Consider the following 15952-nt stretch of genomic DNA (forward strand, 5'->3'; position numbering starts at 1 on the left):
TCACGCCGCCCGCGGCGTGATCTTGTCCAGCTCCGCGCCCATCTTCCGCTTCTGCTCCATCAGGTCGAAATCCGTCTGCAGGTGCAGCCAGAAGCCTTCCGACAGGCCCCAGTAGCGGGCCAGCCGCAGGTCGGTGTCAGCCGTCACCGCCCGCTTGCCCAAGACGATCTCGTTGATACGGCGCGGCGGCACGCCGATCGCCTTGGCCAAGGCCGTCTGGCTCATGCCGATCGGCTTCAGGAAGTCCTCCAGCAAAATATCGCCCGGCGTGGGATTGTGCAGCCAATCGGCCGGGTCGATCTCAATGGTAGTCGCAGATTTCGACATCCTCGGCATTCCCGTCGCGCCAGCGGAAGCAGATTCGCCACTGGTCATTGATGCGAATGGAGTGTTGCCCGGCGCGATCGCCCTGCAACGCCTCCAACCGATTGCCCGGCGGCGCGCGCAATTGATCGAGGCGCGCCACGCGATTGAGAATACGCAGCTTCCGCAGAGCCGAGGCCTGTATGTCACCAGGCAGTCGACGCGCGCGCACGCCTTCCCAGATGAGCTGGGTTTCGCGATTGGCGAAACCTCTGATCACCTTGGGGAACCATAACGCATAACGTTATGCGGTTCAATCATGGCGCTCTCACTAAGCTCGCTATAGTAGATTTATATTACCATAGATTGCAGCGCAATCGATGGACGGCGATCGTCATCTGCCGCACGATCCGACAAGACTCGCCATCCGGAACCCCCTCCCCTGGCGCCCCGTTCACCTGCGACGCTTACCTGGAGACGCCCCATGACCGACCTCACCTACATCATCGTCGAGCACGACGGCGGCTGGGCCTATAAGGTGGGCGACACCTTCTCCGAGACCTTCGCGAGCCACGACGCGGCGCTGAAGGCGGCCCAGCGCGCGGCCGGCGAGCAGCGGGTCTCGGGCGAGACCGAGGGCATCACCTACGAGGACAAGAACGCCGTCTGGCATCAGGAAGTCTCGTCCGGCGAGGATCGCCCCACCACTCACGTCAAGGACGCCTGACGGCTCAGTCCTGAAATCGGCCCGGTTCTTGCGGCATGGTGCTTCCTGAAGCCCATTTTGAGACAAAGGTCGCCGCCGATGTTCGCCAAGAAGAAAGACACCGCCGCGCCGCTGGCCCTGACCCCGCTGGATCAAGGTCGCGCCGCGGCGCCGCAGCCTCAGCAGGCCGCGCCCGCGCCCGCGCGCCCGAAGCCGGCCTCGATGTTCAGCCAGGGCCTGACCATCCGCGGCGACATCGTCGGCGACGTCGAGGTGCATCTCGACTGCGTGGTGCTGGGCGATGTGAAGGTGGGCAAGCTGATCGTCGGTCCGAACGCCCGCATCGAGGGCTCGATCATCGCCCAGGCCATTGAGATCCACGGCCTGGTGATCGGCGCGGTGACGGCCCAGGCCGTGCGCCTGTACGGCACGGCGCGAATCGACGGCGACATCACCCATGAGCAGCTGGCCATGGAGACCGGCGCTCAGTTCCAGGGCCGCAGCCTGAAGTTCCGCCGCCCGGCCCCGGCTCAACCGCAACCGCAAGCGGCTCAAGCTCAGCCCCAGGCCCACGCCCAGCCGGCCCCGCAACCGGCGCCGACCGCTCCGCCGTCGGCTTCGCAGACGCCGTACAGCCACGTCGCGCACTAGGTGTGTAGTCCCATGGCGCGTCATCGGTCCTGACTCGTCAGGAGTAGGATGGCCTATGGCAAGCGAAGCTCAGGCCGTCGCATTGGCCATCTTGCGCAGGCGGCGCGCCAGATCCTCGGGCCGGTCGGCGATCTGGTCGAACAGCGCCTGGACCTCGGCCTCGCCGAACCCGGCCGCGCGCAAGGTGCGCCACGCCCCCGCCAGCACCGCCTCGGCGATGTCCAGCCGATCGTCTGTCAGGCGCAGGCCAGCGCCGAACGGGCTCTGGAAGACGGAAGTCTGATCGGCGAACGACATGGGCGATCCTCCTGCGGCGCGGTAATGTTCCTTTTTTGTTCTTATTGTTCGCCAGAGTCGAGTCCCCGAATCCTCAAAACGAAAAGCCCCGACGTCCGAAGACGCCGGGGCTGGACGGCGATGTCGGGGCGGACAGCGCCTGTCGGATCGCCGGCTCACAACGGCGATCCGATTTCATGAACGCTTAGCGGCAGACAGTCCGTTCGTAGTACGCGCCGTTCCAGCGGTCGTACTCGCGGGTCGTCCAGCAATCGCGAGCGGGGCGGCCGTAGTACGGTCGCGGGGCGTAGCCGTAGCCATAGCCATAGCGCGGCGGGGGCGGCGGCGGGGCGTAGTAGCCTTGGTCGTAGTAGCCGCGGTCGTAGCGATCGTTGCGGTTGCCGTCCGAGATCGCCGCGCCGACCGCCAGACCAACGATGCCGGCGGCGACGGCCACGGCGGCGGTGTCATTGCCGCGATGGCCGCGATAGTGGCCGTAGCGCGGGTCGGCCGAGGCCGTGGTCGCGGCGGCGACCAGCGAGAGCGCGGCGACGCCGGCGGCGACCCGACCGACCGTGGTGATGATCTTGCTGGCCATGATGGCCTCCTTGGCTCTCTCGAACTTGGGTCCTTCGCTTCCTGGCGGCGCGGCGCGTCGTCTCAAGCGTCATGTGGACGATCGGACTCCGAGCCTGAACGGCGCCTGAACGGAGTCTTTCAACGATCGTCGGAACGGGTTTGTTCATCTTTTTCAGAAAAGGTGGGTCGGAACAGATCTTTGCGACCTCCACGGAGACCGCCCTCATGACCGACACCGTGTCCTACGCCCAAGGCCAAGCCCTGCAGGTCCTCTCGTTCGAGGTCGGGGCCCAGACCTATTGCGTCCCCGTCAGCGCGGTGCGCGAGATCCGCGGCGTGACCCCGCCGACTCCGCTGCCCGAAGCCCCGCCCTACGTGCGCGGCGTCATCAATCTGCGCGGCCAGGTCATGCCGGTCATCGACCTGTCGTGGCGCCTCGGCAAGGGCCCCGCCCAGGACGGCGCGCGCCAGGTGATCATCGTGGTCGAGAACCATGACGACGTCGCCGGCCTGCTGGTCGACGCGGTCTGCGACAGCTTCACCGTCGAGGCCGAGCACATCAACGCGCCCCCGTCCCTGGGCGACGGCGAGGACTCGCCGCTGGTCGCCGCCGTGATCACCAGCGGCGAAGGCGACATGACGGTCCTGCTGGCCGTCAGCCGCATCCTGCCGGAACGCCAACAGGCGCTGGCCGCGTAAAGCCGCCCAGTCCAAACATTTGTTCGAATACCTCTTCCGTTTGGGCTGGACGGAACGCTAGTCTCCCCGCAGGTCAAAGGGAGACACGCATGAAGGCCGCTGTTCTGCGCGAGGTGGGCAAGCCCCTCGAGATCGAAACCGTGGCCATCGGCAAGCCGGGACCGCGCGAGGTGCTGATCCGCACCAAGGCCGCCGGCGTCTGCCACTCCGACCTGCACTTCGTCGAGGGCTCCTACACCCATCCCCTGCCCGCCGTGCTGGGCCATGAGAGCGCCGGGATCGTCGAGGCGGTCGGCGACGAGGTGCGGACCGTGAAGGTCGGCGACCACGTCATCACCTGCCTCAACCCCTACTGCGGCCACTGCGAGGTCTGCCTCACGGGCCACATGAACCTGTGCATCAGCCCGGAGACCAAGCGTCCGAAGGGCGGCGAGCCGCGCCTCTTCAAGGAAGACCTGGGCGGCGGGACCGGTCCGATGGCCCAGTTCCTGAACCTGTCGTCCTTCGCCGAGTACATGCTGGTGCACGAGCACGCCTGCGTCGCCATCCGCAAGGACATGCCGTTCGACCGCGCCGCCCTGATCGGCTGCTCGGTGATGACCGGGGTCGGGGCGGTGATGCACACCTCCAACGTCCGGCCGGGCGAGACCGTGGCGGTGATCGGCTGCGGCGGCGTGGGCCTGGCCACCATCAACGGCGCGGCGATCGCCGGCGCGGGCCGGATCATCGCCATCGACCGCATGCCCTCCAAGCTGACCCTGGCCAAGACCTTCGGCGCGACGGACGTGATCGACGCCTCGGCCGTCGACGACATCGCCAAGGCCGTGGTCGAGCTGACCGGCGGCGGCGTCCACCACAGCTTCGAGGCCATCGGCCTGAAGGCCACGGCGGAAGCCTCGTTCAAGATGCTGCGCCGGGGCGGCACGGCCAATGTGATCGGCATGATCCCGGTCGGAACCAAGATCGAGCTGCACGGCGTCGACTTTCTCGGAGAGCGCCGGATCCAGGGCAGCTACATGGGCTCCAACCGCTTCCCGGTCGACATGCCGCGCCTGGTGGACTTCTACATGCAGGGCCGGTTGAAGCTGGACGAACTGATTTCGCGCCGGATCAAGCTGGAAGACGTCAACAGCGCGTTCGACGAGCTGAAGCGCGGGGAACTGGCGCGGTCGGTGATCGTGTTCGACTGATCGCCCTGGTCTAGTCCAGTTGTCACATCACTGACCAAATAGCTGTGCTAATTCCGGCGAAACCTTCTCCGGAGCCTCGCCATGCCCCAGCTCGACCGCCGCAGTCTGCTCGCCGCGATCGGCGCCATGGCTTTGCCGCCAGCCCTGGCCCGGGCGGCGGCGATCGACGCCGACGTCCGCACCGGCACGATCAAGGACGTCGAGCACGTGGTGATCCTGATGCAGGAAAACCGCGGCTTCGATCACTATTTCGGGACCATGGCGGGGGTGCGCGGCTTCGGCGACCGCTTCCCGGTTCCGGTCAGGGACAAGGGCGCGCGCAAGGGCGGCTCGGTGTTCGTCCAGAGCTATGGCGACCAGTTGCTGGCGCCGTTCCCGCTGGAGACCACCAAGACCTTCGCCCACATGCGGGTGGAGAGCACGCCGCACAGCTGGACCGACGCCCAGGACGCCTGGGACCAGGGCCGCATGGACCGCTGGCCCGACGCCAAGCACGCCTGGTCGATGGGCTATTTCGAGCGGGCCGATATCCCGTTCCAGTTCGCCCTGGCCGAGACCTTCACCCTCTGCGACGCCTATCACTGCGCGACCCAGACCGGGACCAACACCAACCGCCTGTTCCTGTGGACCGGGACCAACGATCCGTCCGGCACGCAAGGCGGCCCGTCGATCTCCAACTCGCACGACGACTTCCCGGACAAGGGCGGCGCGGCGGAGTCCTACACATGGACTAGTTATCCCGAGCGGCTGCTGAAGGCCGGCGTCTCCTGGCGGATCTACCAGGACATGGCCGACAACTTCACCGACAACCCCCTGGCCGGCTTCAAGGCCTATCGCGACGCCCACAAGGAGGTTCCGGGCTCGGACAAGCGCCTGAAGGACCTGGCCCTGAGCACCTGGCACCTGGACAAGCTGCGCGAGGACGTCGTCGCCGGCCGCCTGCCGCAGGTGTCGTGGATCATCGCCCCGGCCGCCGACAGCGAGCACCCCGCCCCGTCCAGCCCGGCCCAGGGCGCGGACTATACCGCCCGGGTCATCGACGCCCTGACCGCCGATCCCAAGGTCTGGGCGCGGACGGTGCTGATCGTCAACTTCGACGAGAACGACGGCTTCTTCGACCACATGCCGCCGCCGTCGCCGCCGTCCAAGGACGCGGACGGCAAGCTGATCGGCGGCTCGACCATCGACCTGACGGGCATGCACCACACCGTGCGCAACCCGACCGAGGCCAAGTCCGAGCGCGACGACCTGATGAACCGACCCTATGGCCTGGGTCCGCGCGTGCCGCTCTACGCCATCTCGCCGTGGAGCCGGGGCGGCTGGGTCGACAGCCAGGTCTTCGACCACACCTCGGTGATCCGCTTCCTGGAGACGCGCTTCGGGGTGATGGAGCCCAATATCGCGCCCTGGCGGCGGGCGGTGTGCGGCGACCTGACCTCGTGCTTCGACTTCAAGACCCCGAACCACAAGCCCTTCGCCCCGCTGCCGCCGACCGCCGAGACCGCGGCCCGCGCGGCCAAGCTGAAGGAGATCAAGCCGCCGACGCCGACGACGATCGTCGCCCCGGTCCAGGCCAAGGGCGTGCGGCCCTCGCGCGCTCTGCCCTACGCCCTGGCCGTGGACGGCCGGGTGAAGGACGGGGCCATGACCCTGACCCTGACCAATGCGGGCGCCCAGGCGGCGGTTCTGCACGTCTATGACCGCCAGCGGCTGGACGCGGTTCCGCGCCGCTACACGATCGGTCCGCAGGCCTCGCTGGAGGACGCCTGGCCCGCCGGGCCGCACGACCTGTGGGTGCTGGGGCCGAACGGCTTCCACCGCCGTTTCACCGGGACCGCAACGGGGGTCGAGGTCACCGGGCGGGCCAGCGGCGGCGCGATGCGGCTGACCCTGACCAATACCGGCCACGAACCGCGCATCGTCTTCGTCGAGGGGGGCGCCGAGCCCTGGCGCGTCAGCCTGGCGGCCGGCGCGACCCAGGCCAAGACCTTCGCCACCAAGCAGGGCTGGTACGACCTGACCGTCCGCGACGCCGCCGATCCGGCCTGGCTGCGGCGGCTGGCGGGCCGGATCGAGACCGGCAGGGATTCGATCAGCGACCCGCTGATGGGAGGCGCGGCGCGGCTGACCCTCTAGATTCCGATTTCCCCGGCGAAAGCCGGGGCCCAGATCGAACCCACGGACGCCGAAGAATTGGCTCGGCTTTAGGCGGCCCCACCCAAACCGCTCCGGAAGAACCTGGACCCCGGCTTTCGCCGGGGAAATCGGTTAGGGGTTAGGTCTGGGATTCGTTCAGGACCATCATCATGCCCCTCCGCCCGTCCCTCATCGCGCTGTCGCTGGCCCTCATCGCCACGCCGACGCTCGCCGCCCCCAAGCCTGACGCCGACAAGACCGTCGCCAGGATGGTCGCGTCGCCCGCCTTCAAGGCGGCGGCCGCCAAGCTGGACGCCGACTTCGATCGCACGGTCGCCGACATCGTCACCCTGACGCAGATCCCGGCCCCGCCGTTCAAGGAAGAGGCCCGCGCTAAGGCCTATCTCGAAATGCTGAAGGCCCACGGCCTCACGAGCGTCGAGATGGACGCCGAGGGCAATGTCATGGGCGTGCGCCCGGGCACGGTGACCAAGGGCAAGGGCCCGTTCGTGGTGCTGGCCGCCCACCTCGACACCGTCTTCCCCGAAGGCACGGACGTGAAGGTCAAGCGCGAGGGGACCAGGCTGATGGCCCCCGGCATCGGCGACGACACCCGGTCCCTGGCCACCCTGCTGGCCTATATGCGCGCCCTGGACGCGGCCAAGATCTCGACCAAGGCCGACATCCTGTTCGTCGGCAATGTCGGCGAGGAAGGCCCCGGCGACCTGCGCGGTACGCGGTTCCTATTCAACAAGGGTCCGTACAAGGGCAAGATCAGCGCCTTCTTCTCGATGGACGGCTCAGACCCGTCGCGGATCGTCGACCGGGGCGTCGGCTCCAAGCGCTATCGCGTGACCTTCAAGGGTCCGGGCGGCCACAGCTACGGCGCGTTCGGCCTCGTGAACCCGATGACCGCGATGAGCCAGGCCGTGGTCGACCTCTACGCCGTGCAGGCCCCCAAGGAGCCCAAGGTCACCTATTCGGCCAGCGTCACCGGCGGCGGCACCTCGGTCAATTCGATCCCGAACAGCGTGTTCATGGAGTTCGACATGCGCTCGGAAAGCGCCGCCGAACTGGCCAAGCTGGACCAGACCTTCATCGGCATCCTCGACAAGGCCGTCGCGGGCGAGAACGCCGCCCGCTCCACGGGGGCCGGCAAGATCAGCTACGACGCCAAGGTGATCGGCGAGCGCCCGGCCGGGACCACGCCCCAGACCTCCGACATCGTGGTGCTGACCGCCGCCGCCATCTCGGCCCTGGGCATGAAGCCCGAGCATCAGGACAGTTCGACCGACTCCAACGTGCCGATGAGCCTGGGCATCCCCGCCGTCACCATCGGTTCGGGCGGCAAGGCCGGCCGCGCCCACGCCCTGGACGAATGGATCGACGTCGAGAAGGCGCCCAGCGTGCAGGGCATGCAGGTGGGCCTGGCGGCGCTGCTGGCCGTGGCGGGGGTGAACTGAGAAGCGAAACCTCGTCCTTCGACAAGCTCAGGATGAGGTTTCTACTCAAGCCCCGCGCTAAAAGTCGTCCTCACCCTGAGCTTGTCGAAGGGCGAGGACGGCCGCGCCGCGTCACCAGCCAGATCCCCCCGCACACCAGCGCCAGCGCCGCCGCGTTCTTCCAGGCCAGCACCGGCTCGTGCAGGAACAGCCCCGACAGCAGCACGCCGAACACCGGGATCAGGAAGTTGAACACCGCCAGCATTCCGACCGGATTGTGCTTCATCAGCAGGCTCCAAAGCGCGAAGGCCGCCGCCGACAGGCCGGCCATATAGGCCAGCAGCGCCAGCGACCGGACATCGAAGCCGGAGAGGTGGCCGCCCCCGATCTCGCCGATCGCCAGAAGTCCCGCGCCGCCGATGGCCAGCTGCCAGCCGGTCATCACCATCGGGTCGAGCTTCTGCGAGAGGGTCTTGCCCCAGATCGAAGCCGCCGCCAGCACGAAGGCGGCGATGACCACGAAGCCCTCGCCCAGCAGGGTGAACTCGAAATCGAGGCCCTTCACGCCCTTTGAGCCGCCCAGGTTCACCACCAATACGCCGGCGAAGCCCAACAGGCAGCCGGCCGCCTTGCGGGCGGTGAGGCGGTCGTTGGCATAGAGGACGTGCGCCAGGATCACGCTGAAGAACGCCCCCGTGCCGTTCATGATCGACGACTTCACGCCGCTGGCGTGGGCCAGGCCGACATAGAAGAAAACGTACTGCAGCGTGGTCTGGACGAGGCCCAGCCCCACCACCGAGGCGATCCGGTCGCGCGGCACGGCGATCGACCGGCGGCCCAGCAAGGCCAGGACCAGCAGGATCAGCCCCGCCCCCAGGAAGCGCCAGCCGGCGAACAGCATCTGCGTGGCCATGTCGGTCTTGGCCACATGCAGCAGGGCGTAACCCGCCTTCACCGCCGGGAAGGCGCTGCCCCAGAGCAGGCAGCACAGCACGGCGACGCCGACGACGAAGCGACGGTCGCGATAGAGATCGGCGCGGGGCTGGGACAACGCTGGCTCGCTCGAGGTTGCGGGCGAAACACCTCGTCCGAAGCGGAGCTTCTAAAGCCTGGGTCAGCGCGCTTCAATCGTCGCCTGAAACGCGACTTCTAGAGGCCAGCACGAGAACACTCGCCAAGTTCTATTGAGATAACGACGTTTCCCTCAAGTTCTCTCCACCTTAAGTGGATAGCCCTCAACGCAGAACGCCCGTCCTTTCGCAAACCCCCTCTTGGTTGTTCATCTATTCGAGCGTCACTGATATCGACGTCTTTACTGGACGCTTCGCCCTTGGCGAAACTTTCGGCGGCAGCAAGGATCCCGTTCACCATGGCTCAGACGACCCCGCACGAGAATCTGGCTGGCGACATCAGCGCCTTCTTCGATGTCTCGCTGGACCTGCTGATCATCCGCGACATCAATGGGCGCGTGCTGAAGGCCAGCCGCTCGTGGGAGGCGCAGCTGGGCCACCGCCCAGAGGACATGGAGGGCCGCCCGCTGCTGCGTCTGGTCCATCCCGAGGACATGCCCGGCACCCTGAGCAGCGTCATGGAGGTGGAGAACCGTCGGGATAGCGACACGGTGCTGGGTTTCACCAACCGGTATCGCCACAAGGACGGCCATTACCGGACCCTGGAGTGGCGCGCCCAGCGGTTGGGCGACCGCATCTACGGCGTGGCGCGCGACGTGACCGAGCGCGTGGCCGCCGAACGGGCGCTGGTCGAGGCCAAGGCGGCGGCCGAGGCGGCCAACCGCGCCAAGACCGACTTCCTGGCGAATATCAGCCACGAGATCCGCACGCCGCTGAACGGCGTCATCGGCATCGTCGACGCCCTGGCCCGCACGCCGCTGAACGCCGACCAGACCGAGATGGTCGGCCTGATCCGCGACTCCGGCGCGACCCTGGAACGGCTGGTCTCCGACTTCCTCGATATCGCCAAGATCGAAGCTCGCCAGATGGAGCTGGAGAATCGTCCCTTCGACCTCGACCAGGCCCTGCGCCCGTGTATCGAGGTCATGCGCCATCGGGCCGAGGAGAAGGGTCTGACCCTGCGGCTGCACGGCCTGGACGCGACGGCCAGGGGAACGGACGGCCGCTATCTGGGCGACGGCACACGGATCGGTCAGGTGATCGGCAACCTGCTGTCCAACGCCGTCAAGTTCACCGAGGCCGGCGAGGTCACCCTGCGCGTCCGCGCGGAGACGGCCGGCGAGAAGACCACCCTCACCTTCGAGATCGAGGACACCGGCATCGGCTTCGACGCCGACCACGCCGCCGGCCTGTTTGGTCGCTTCCACCAGGCCGACGCCTCGATCAGCCGCCGGTTCGGCGGCACGGGCCTGGGCCTGTCCATCTGCCGCTCGCTGGTCGAGATGATGGGCGGCGAGATCTCGGCCGCCTCGACCCCCGGGGCCGGCAGCCGCTTCACCGTCGTGCTGGACCTGCCCCACGCGCCGCCCGAGCAGGCCGATGACCCGCGCGACGCCCAGGCCGCGCCGATCGAAAACGAAGACACCCCGCTGCGGGTGCTGCTGGTCGAGGACCACCCGACCAACCAGCGCGTGGCCCAGCTGATCCTCGCGACCCTGGGCGCCGAGGTGGTGACCGTCAATGACGGACTTGAGGCCATCGACGCCTTCCGGGCCGGGACCTTCGACGTGGTGCTGATGGACGTGCAGATGCCGCGCATGGACGGCCTGGCCGCCACCCGCGCCCTGCGCGCCCTGGAGGCCGAAAGCGGCGCGGCCCGCACGCCGATCATCATGCTGAGCGCCAACGCCCTGAGCGCCCACCGCGAACAGACCCTGGAAGCCGGCGCCGACCTGCACGTCGCCAAGCCGATCACGGCGGCGAACCTGCTGGCGGGAATCCGGGCGGCGGTAGGTTAGACCGGATAGACCGGAGCCATTGCGAACTCCGACGCGCGATGTGACCTTGGAGGATGCGCTTGCAACGTCGCCTCATGATCGGAAACCCAACCGGACCAGATGCGGCGGCGGCCGGTGGGCTGCTGGGTCTGGCCTTGCTGTTTCTCGGGTACTTGATGGCGTTCGCCGCCACCTTGGACCAGCCGTTCGTTCGGTCGGCGGGCTTCGCCGCCGTCAACACACTGGGCGCCGGCGTCACGGCGCTTCTCTTCCAGCCCGTGCTGAACCGCCTGGTCGTGGGCCGTCGCGCCCGCGGGCTGGTGTTGCTCCACCCGCTTCTCGCGGCGGCGTTCTCCATCAGCTGGTATTTCTGCACCTTGGCCGGCTACGCGCTGTCGCCGGAGTGGCTGAGCCGAGGCCTGAAGGCCGCGCCGTTCGCCCAAGGCGCGCTCAGCTGGCAGATCTTCCAGGGCGTGACGGTCTATGGGGTCCTGGCGCTGTTCACGGCCTGGCGCGCCGCCGCGCGGGAACTGGAAGCCTTGCGTCGATCGAGCACCGTCCTCGCCCCCCGGGCCGCCGCCCGGCCGTCCGGCGCCGCCAAGCCCCCAGCGTCCGCCTCGCTACTGATCCGCTGCGACAGGGAGGTCGTGCCCATCCTGGCCAACGATCTCATCCGGATCACGGGGGCCGACGGCTATTCGGAAGTGGTCACGCGCCAGCGCCGCATCCTGTCGACCACGCCCCTTTCGCGGTTCGAGGAAATGCTCGAGTCCGATCAGTTCGTGCGGGCCCACCGCTCGCACATCGTCCGCTTGGGCGCGGTGGCGCATGCCGAGCCGGCCGGCAACGCCCGCATGCTGCTGCACCTCGAGGACGGCGAGAGGATCATGACCAGCCGCGCCGGCGCCAGGCGGTTGCGGGAGCTGACCGTTTAACCGGCCCAGCACGTCGGTTCGCGCGCGCCCGTGTCGATTGACGGGTTTTTCCTCGGCGCCTCTCGCCGCGAGGTTAGACCCATGAGCTCGATCTCCGAGCCTGGTGGGTCCTGTCATGAGTTCCAGACACCTCGGCGCGATCTCGCGCCTCGCCGTCGCGTTCCTGCTGCTCGCCAGCGCCCATCCCGCACAGGCGAAGGCCCGCCGGAGCGCGCTTCCGTCGACGGCCGACGCCCGCGCCATCGATCAGCTCGTCAAGCGCCACGGCGTGGTCACCGCCGGCATGGGCCTCATTCGCGACGGGGTCCTGGTCTGGCAGCATCATGCTGGCGAGCAGTCGCCGGGCGTTCCGGCCAGCGCCGCGACGCGCTACAACGTCGCCTCGATCACCAAGACGGTCACGGCCGAGACGATCCTGCGCCTCGTGGGCCAGGGTCGCCTGGCTCTCGACGAGTCCATGGCGACCTATTGGATCGATCCCGATCTGGCCAGCGACCCGCGCGTGGGGCTGCTCACGCCGCGCATGGCGTTGAACCACACGACCGGACTGCCCAACTGGCGTTTCTTCCTGCGCGGCGGCAAGCTGGCCTTCCAGCAGACGCCCGGCCAGCGCTACGGCTATTCCGGCGAAGGCCTGGACTACGTCGCCCGCTACGCCGAGCGGAAACTCTCCGCGTCCTTCCCCGACCTCGTCGACGAAACCGTCTTCAAGCCGATCGGAATGACCCACAGCAGCATCGTGGTGCGTCGCGGCGACACCGAAACGATCGCACGCCCCGTCGACGAAGACGGCGTCTTCCACGGCTATTACTGCCGTCCAGCGGGCAAGGCCGCGTGCCGAGCCGAGGGAAGCTATGCCGCCGCCGACGACATGGTCACGACGGTGGGCGACTACGCGGCCTTCCTGCGCGCCGTGGTCGACGCCGAGGGCTATGGCCCGGCCCTAGCCGCCGATCGTGATCGCATCCAGACGGACAAGGCCGACCAGCGGACCGTCGACTGCGCCGCGGTCCCGGCCCCGCCCTGCCCCGACGCCCAAGGCTACGGCCTGGGCTTCAACGTGCTGCGCTACGGCGACGTGATCATCCTTGAGCACGGCGGCGCCGACTGGTCGGAACTGGCCGTGGCCTATATCGCCAGGCCGTCGCGCTCGGGTGTGATCGTCTTTCTCAACGCGCCCAACCGCCGCGCCCTCGCCGCCATGCCCGAGATTCTGCAACGGATCGATCCCGGCTCGCCATTCCTGCAGGAATACCGCCGCTGGCTCGCCGAAGCCCAGGCTCAAGAGGCAAAGGCCGCGGAAACACCGAAGTCCTAGGGCCTGTCAGGTTTGATGACGCCCTACCGCAGGCTGCTCTTGGCCTTTTCCAGGTCCGCCATCGCCAGCTTCGGCGTGTCCTCGCCGCTGACGGCCTGGCCGCCTTCGGCCAGCATGCGGTCGATGCGGGACTTCTGGGACTTGAACGAGGCCAGCTCCGAACCGGCCAGGATCGTGCCTTGCGGGACCTTGGCGCCGATCGGGTTGACCCGCTGCCCCTTCAGCCAGACCTCGTAGTGCAGGTGCGGACCCGACGCCAAGCCGGTCGAGCCGACATAGGCGACCACCTGGCCCTGACGGACACGCGAGCCGGCGTGGATGCCGGGCGCGTAGCGCGAGATGTGGCCGTAGCCGGTGTCCCACTGGCCCGCGTGGCGGATGCGCAGCCAGTTGCCGTAGCCGCCCCAGCGCTTGGCCTCCAGCACGACGCCGTCGCCGGCGGCCAGGATCGGGGTGCCGGTTCCGGCCCCGAAGTCGACGCCCTGGTGGGCGCGGGTGTAGCCCAGCACGGGGTGCTTGCGCATGCCGAACACCGAGGTGATCCGCGCGCCGTCCACCGGGGTGCGCAGCAGGAAGCCTTTGATGTTCTTGCCCAACTCGTCGAAGAACTGAGGCTTGCCGTCGCTGTCGCGGCGATCGAAGGCGTAGAATTTCTGGCCCTTGACCTCGGCGTATTCCAGGTCGCCGGCCTCGATGGTGCGGCCGCTCTCGGTGACCTTGCGCTCGAACACCAGGCAGAAGCGGTCGCCCTCGTGGATGTCGCGCGAGAAGTCGATCTTGTGCGAGAACAGCTTGGCCGCCTCGCTGATCACGGCCGGGGTGCCGCCGACATTGGCCACGCTCTCGTAGAACGAGCCGTTCATTTCGCCGCAGGCGACTTTCTTCTCGTCCTTCACCTTCTCTTCCAGCTCGCGCAGGCGCAGGGCGCCGTCGAAGGTGCGCGAGACGGTCAGGGTCGAGTTGGGGCTGGTGCGCATGGACAGGCCGATCAGGCGGGCCGGACCACCCCCAATTCCTCCACGACCACTGCGGCGCTGAGCGACCGCGGCCTCGAAGGCCATGCCGGCCTTGATGTTGACGGTGTCGATGGCGCCCTGAAGGGTGGCGACGACCGCTTGCGCGTCTTCCGGGGCGACGCCGGCGCGCTGCACGGCGCCTTGCAGGGTCTCGCCCGGCCGGACCTTGACGGCGATGTTCTCGGGACGCTCGAAGCCGGGCTGAGCCTCGGCGCTGGCGAAGGCCACGTGCTGCAAGGCGGTGAGGGCGGCCGGATCGAGCGGCGCGCGGACCGCGGTCGGCTGCGCATCGTCGGCGGTCAGTTTCCAGCCCAGCGCCAGGGCGGCCATGCCGGCCACGGCGGTGAAAACCCTCGGCGCCCAGCGCGTGGCGCTGCGTCGCGGATCAAATTCCTGCATCGTGCCCCCGTCGGTTCGATGCCGCGCAAGTCAAAATGACACGGCCGGGTAGCCCCCCAGCAATCGTCGCGCCGGACCATGCGCGAGGCGTGCTCTCGTCGGCAAGGACTATTCGGCGCTTCGGTCATTTTGTCACGACTTGGCTAACGGTCGTTAAAGAATGGAGCACAACCATATGATCCATAAAAGAAAACGCCCACCGTTTCCGGTGGGCGTCTTGGGTACGCGGTACTGTTACGCTTACTGAATTCGTCCGAGACTAGGCCGCGTTGACCTGCTCGTTCGGGTCGCGCAGCACATAGCCGCGGCCCCAGACCGTCTCGATGTGGTGCTTGCCGTGGGCCGAAGCCGCCAGCTTCTTGCGCAGCTTGCAGATGAACACGTCGATGATCTTCAGCTCGGGCTCGTCCATGCCGCCGTACAGGTGGTTCAGGAACATTTCCTTGGTCAGGGTCGTGCCCTTGCGCAGGGAGAGCAGCTCGAGCATCTGGTACTCTTTGCCGGTCAGGTGAACGCGGTTGCCGTTCACTTCGACCGTCTTGGCGTCCAGGTTAACGATGATGTCGCCGGTCTTGATGACCGATTGCGCGTGACCCTTCGAACGACGGACCACCGCGTGGATGCGAGCGATCATCTCGTCCTTGTGGAACGGCTTGGTCATGTAGTCGTCGGCGCCGCCCGAGAAGGTCTTGACCTTCGTGTCGATCTCCGACGAACCCGACAGGATCATGATCGGCGTGTTGATCTTCGCGACCCGCAGGGTGCGCAGAACATCGAGGCCGCTCATGTCCGGAAGATTGAGGTCGAGCAGGATCAGATCGTAGTCGTAGATCTTGCCCAGATCGACGCCTTCTTCACCCAGATCCGTCGTATAGACGTTGAAGCCTTCAGACTTCAGCATCAGCTCGATGGTCTGCGCAGTCGCGCTGTCATCCTCGATCAACAGTACGCGCATGAGCCCCTCCACGCCAAATCTGGCGTATTCGAACGTCTTAGGCGGAAGCCCGCCGGAAAACCCTTCGGCCACTCTGCCGGTGAGTTAATTTAAGACTGGTTAATGGTGAATGTTTCCGTTGGTCGAATGGTTAATCTGATTTGCGAATCGGGTGCAAGCCGTGGACGGGACGCTGGACACATTGGTCGCAGGCGTCGCGAGGGCCCTTTCCAAGTCCCTAACTGGGCCGCTCAAATCCCTAAAATCCGTGCGCTCGCAACGATCCAAACAGCGTTATGCGGTTAAGACCCACCCGACCGGCGTTCGCCTTTGAGGCGAGATTGCGACGTTCCGCCGCGAAAATTTGCACGCCATGCTCACGCCTTGAGTGCGTCCCCGGCGAAAGAAGCGGGGCGACGGCTCGACGATCGGGGAGGCCCGCGACGCCCTGCCGCAGCCT

Annotated in this window: 16 protein-coding genes; 9 read left to right on the forward strand and 7 right to left on the reverse strand. The window is 67.4% G+C overall.

The genetic code is table 11. The features are described from left to right. Positions 1–327 (reverse strand): HigA family addiction module antitoxin, encoded by a 327-nt coding sequence (locus AC1RJ9_RS11795; RefSeq protein WP_492837075.1) that lies wholly within the window; start codon positions 325–327, stop codon positions 1–3. Beyond that, positions 302–583 (reverse strand): type II toxin-antitoxin system RelE/ParE family toxin, encoded by a 282-nt coding sequence (locus tag AC1RJ9_RS11800; RefSeq protein ID WP_492837076.1) that lies wholly within the window; start codon positions 581–583, stop codon positions 302–304. The genes AC1RJ9_RS11795 and AC1RJ9_RS11800 overlap by 26 nt, the downstream gene beginning before the upstream one ends. A 204-nt stretch (positions 584–787) precedes the next feature. Between AC1RJ9_RS11800 and AC1RJ9_RS11805 the strand changes: the two genes are divergently transcribed. Next, positions 788–1030: a DUF2188 domain-containing protein gene (locus AC1RJ9_RS11805; protein WP_492837077.1), complete on the forward strand. Its 243-nt coding sequence runs from the start codon at positions 788–790 to the stop codon at positions 1028–1030. Between the two features lie 78 nt (positions 1031–1108). Further along, positions 1109–1660 carry a bactofilin family protein gene (locus AC1RJ9_RS11810; protein ID WP_492837078.1) on the forward strand — a complete coding sequence of 184 codons (552 nt, stop codon included), beginning with the start codon at positions 1109–1111 and terminating at the stop codon, positions 1658–1660. Between the two features lie 69 nt (positions 1661–1729). Here the strand turns inward: AC1RJ9_RS11810 and AC1RJ9_RS11815 are convergent, their stop codons facing one another. After that, positions 1730–1957 carry a hypothetical protein gene (locus AC1RJ9_RS11815; protein ID WP_492837079.1) on the reverse strand — a complete coding sequence of 76 codons (228 nt, stop codon included), beginning with the start codon at positions 1955–1957 and terminating at the stop codon, positions 1730–1732. Between the two features lie 184 nt (positions 1958–2141). After that, entirely contained in the window at positions 2142–2534 is a 393-nt protein-coding gene (locus AC1RJ9_RS11820) for a hypothetical protein (RefSeq protein WP_492837080.1), read from the reverse strand. 206 nt (positions 2535–2740) lie between these two features. Between AC1RJ9_RS11820 and AC1RJ9_RS11825 the strand changes: the two genes are divergently transcribed. The 4 genes from AC1RJ9_RS11825 to AC1RJ9_RS11840 all read left to right on the forward strand — a co-directional run bounded on the left by AC1RJ9_RS11825 (position 2741) and on the right by AC1RJ9_RS11840 (position 8003). Then, entirely contained in the window at positions 2741–3214 is a 474-nt protein-coding gene (locus AC1RJ9_RS11825; RefSeq protein ID WP_492837081.1) for a chemotaxis protein CheW, read from the forward strand. 89 nt (positions 3215–3303) lie between these two features. Beyond that, positions 3304–4404 carry a Zn-dependent alcohol dehydrogenase gene (locus AC1RJ9_RS11830; RefSeq protein ID WP_492837082.1) on the forward strand — a complete coding sequence of 367 codons (1101 nt, stop codon included), beginning with the start codon at positions 3304–3306 and terminating at the stop codon, positions 4402–4404. Between the two features lie 81 nt (positions 4405–4485). After that, positions 4486–6540, forward strand: coding sequence for a phosphocholine-specific phospholipase C (locus tag AC1RJ9_RS11835; protein ID WP_492837083.1), 2055 nt, complete (start codon positions 4486–4488; stop codon positions 6538–6540). A 170-nt stretch (positions 6541–6710) separates the two neighbouring features. Continuing rightward, the gene (locus AC1RJ9_RS11840; RefSeq protein WP_492837084.1) at positions 6711–8003 is read left to right on the forward strand and encodes a M20/M25/M40 family metallo-hydrolase; all 1293 of its coding nucleotides are present in this window, start codon (positions 6711–6713) and stop codon (positions 8001–8003) included. A 70-nt stretch (positions 8004–8073) separates the two neighbouring features. On the opposite strand, the gene AC1RJ9_RS11845 is transcribed toward AC1RJ9_RS11840, so the two are convergent. Beyond that, positions 8074–9033 carry a DMT family transporter gene (locus AC1RJ9_RS11845; protein WP_492837085.1) on the reverse strand — a complete coding sequence of 320 codons (960 nt, stop codon included), beginning with the start codon at positions 9031–9033 and terminating at the stop codon, positions 8074–8076. Between the two features lie 318 nt (positions 9034–9351). Here AC1RJ9_RS11845 and AC1RJ9_RS11850 point away from each other — a divergent pair, with 318 nt between their 5' ends. From AC1RJ9_RS11850 to AC1RJ9_RS11860, 3 genes are all read left to right on the forward strand, one after another. Further along, positions 9352–10911, forward strand: coding sequence for an ATP-binding protein (locus AC1RJ9_RS11850; protein ID WP_492837086.1), 1560 nt, complete (start codon positions 9352–9354; stop codon positions 10909–10911). Positions 10912–10970: 59 nt separating this feature from the next. Next, on the forward strand, positions 10971–11825 hold the full coding sequence (locus tag AC1RJ9_RS11855) for a LytTR family DNA-binding domain-containing protein (protein ID WP_492837087.1): 855 nt from the start codon (positions 10971–10973) through the stop codon (positions 11823–11825). Between the two features lie 115 nt (positions 11826–11940). Further along, entirely contained in the window at positions 11941–13143 is a 1203-nt protein-coding gene (locus AC1RJ9_RS11860; RefSeq protein WP_492837088.1) for a serine hydrolase domain-containing protein, read from the forward strand. A gap of 23 nt (positions 13144–13166) precedes the next feature. On the opposite strand, the gene AC1RJ9_RS11865 is transcribed toward AC1RJ9_RS11860, so the two are convergent. Both AC1RJ9_RS11865 and ctrA read right to left on the reverse strand, forming a co-directional pair. Beyond that, positions 13167–14558: a M23 family metallopeptidase gene (locus tag AC1RJ9_RS11865; protein WP_492837089.1), complete on the reverse strand. Its 1392-nt coding sequence runs from the start codon at positions 14556–14558 to the stop codon at positions 13167–13169. A gap of 259 nt (positions 14559–14817) precedes the next feature. After that, entirely contained in the window at positions 14818–15513 is a 696-nt protein-coding gene (gene ctrA / locus AC1RJ9_RS11870; RefSeq protein WP_492837090.1) for a response regulator transcription factor CtrA, read from the reverse strand. Between the last annotated feature and the right edge of the window lie 439 nt (positions 15514–15952).

The sequence above is a fragment of the Caulobacter sp. GW822-FHT07D08 genome (genome assembly GCF_058798735.1).

What these genes read in the sequence shown, in the direction of transcription:
- AC1RJ9_RS11795 (WP_492837075.1), bottom strand. Translation starts at nt 327, where the DNA reads ATGTCGAAATCTGCGACTACCATTGAGATCGACCCGGCCGATTGGCTG.
- AC1RJ9_RS11805 (WP_492837077.1), top strand. Translation starts at nt 788, where the DNA reads ATGACCGACCTCACCTACATCATCGTCGAGCACGACGGCGGCTGGGCC.
- AC1RJ9_RS11810 (WP_492837078.1), top strand. Translation starts at nt 1,109, where the DNA reads ATGTTCGCCAAGAAGAAAGACACCGCCGCGCCGCTGGCCCTGACCCCG.
- AC1RJ9_RS11815 (WP_492837079.1), bottom strand. Translation starts at nt 1,957, where the DNA reads ATGTCGTTCGCCGATCAGACTTCCGTCTTCCAGAGCCCGTTCGGCGCT.
- AC1RJ9_RS11820 (WP_492837080.1), bottom strand. Translation starts at nt 2,534, where the DNA reads ATGGCCAGCAAGATCATCACCACGGTCGGTCGGGTCGCCGCCGGCGTC.
- AC1RJ9_RS11825 (WP_492837081.1), top strand. Translation starts at nt 2,741, where the DNA reads ATGACCGACACCGTGTCCTACGCCCAAGGCCAAGCCCTGCAGGTCCTC.
- AC1RJ9_RS11830 (WP_492837082.1), top strand. Translation starts at nt 3,304, where the DNA reads ATGAAGGCCGCTGTTCTGCGCGAGGTGGGCAAGCCCCTCGAGATCGAA.
- AC1RJ9_RS11835 (WP_492837083.1), top strand. Translation starts at nt 4,486, where the DNA reads ATGCCCCAGCTCGACCGCCGCAGTCTGCTCGCCGCGATCGGCGCCATG.
- AC1RJ9_RS11840 (WP_492837084.1), top strand. Translation starts at nt 6,711, where the DNA reads ATGCCCCTCCGCCCGTCCCTCATCGCGCTGTCGCTGGCCCTCATCGCC.
- AC1RJ9_RS11850 (WP_492837086.1), top strand. Translation starts at nt 9,352, where the DNA reads ATGGCTCAGACGACCCCGCACGAGAATCTGGCTGGCGACATCAGCGCC.
- AC1RJ9_RS11860 (WP_492837088.1), top strand. Translation starts at nt 11,941, where the DNA reads ATGAGTTCCAGACACCTCGGCGCGATCTCGCGCCTCGCCGTCGCGTTC.
- AC1RJ9_RS11865 (WP_492837089.1), bottom strand. Translation starts at nt 14,558, where the DNA reads ATGCAGGAATTTGATCCGCGACGCAGCGCCACGCGCTGGGCGCCGAGG.
- ctrA (WP_492837090.1), bottom strand. Translation starts at nt 15,513, where the DNA reads ATGCGCGTACTGTTGATCGAGGATGACAGCGCGACTGCGCAGACCATC.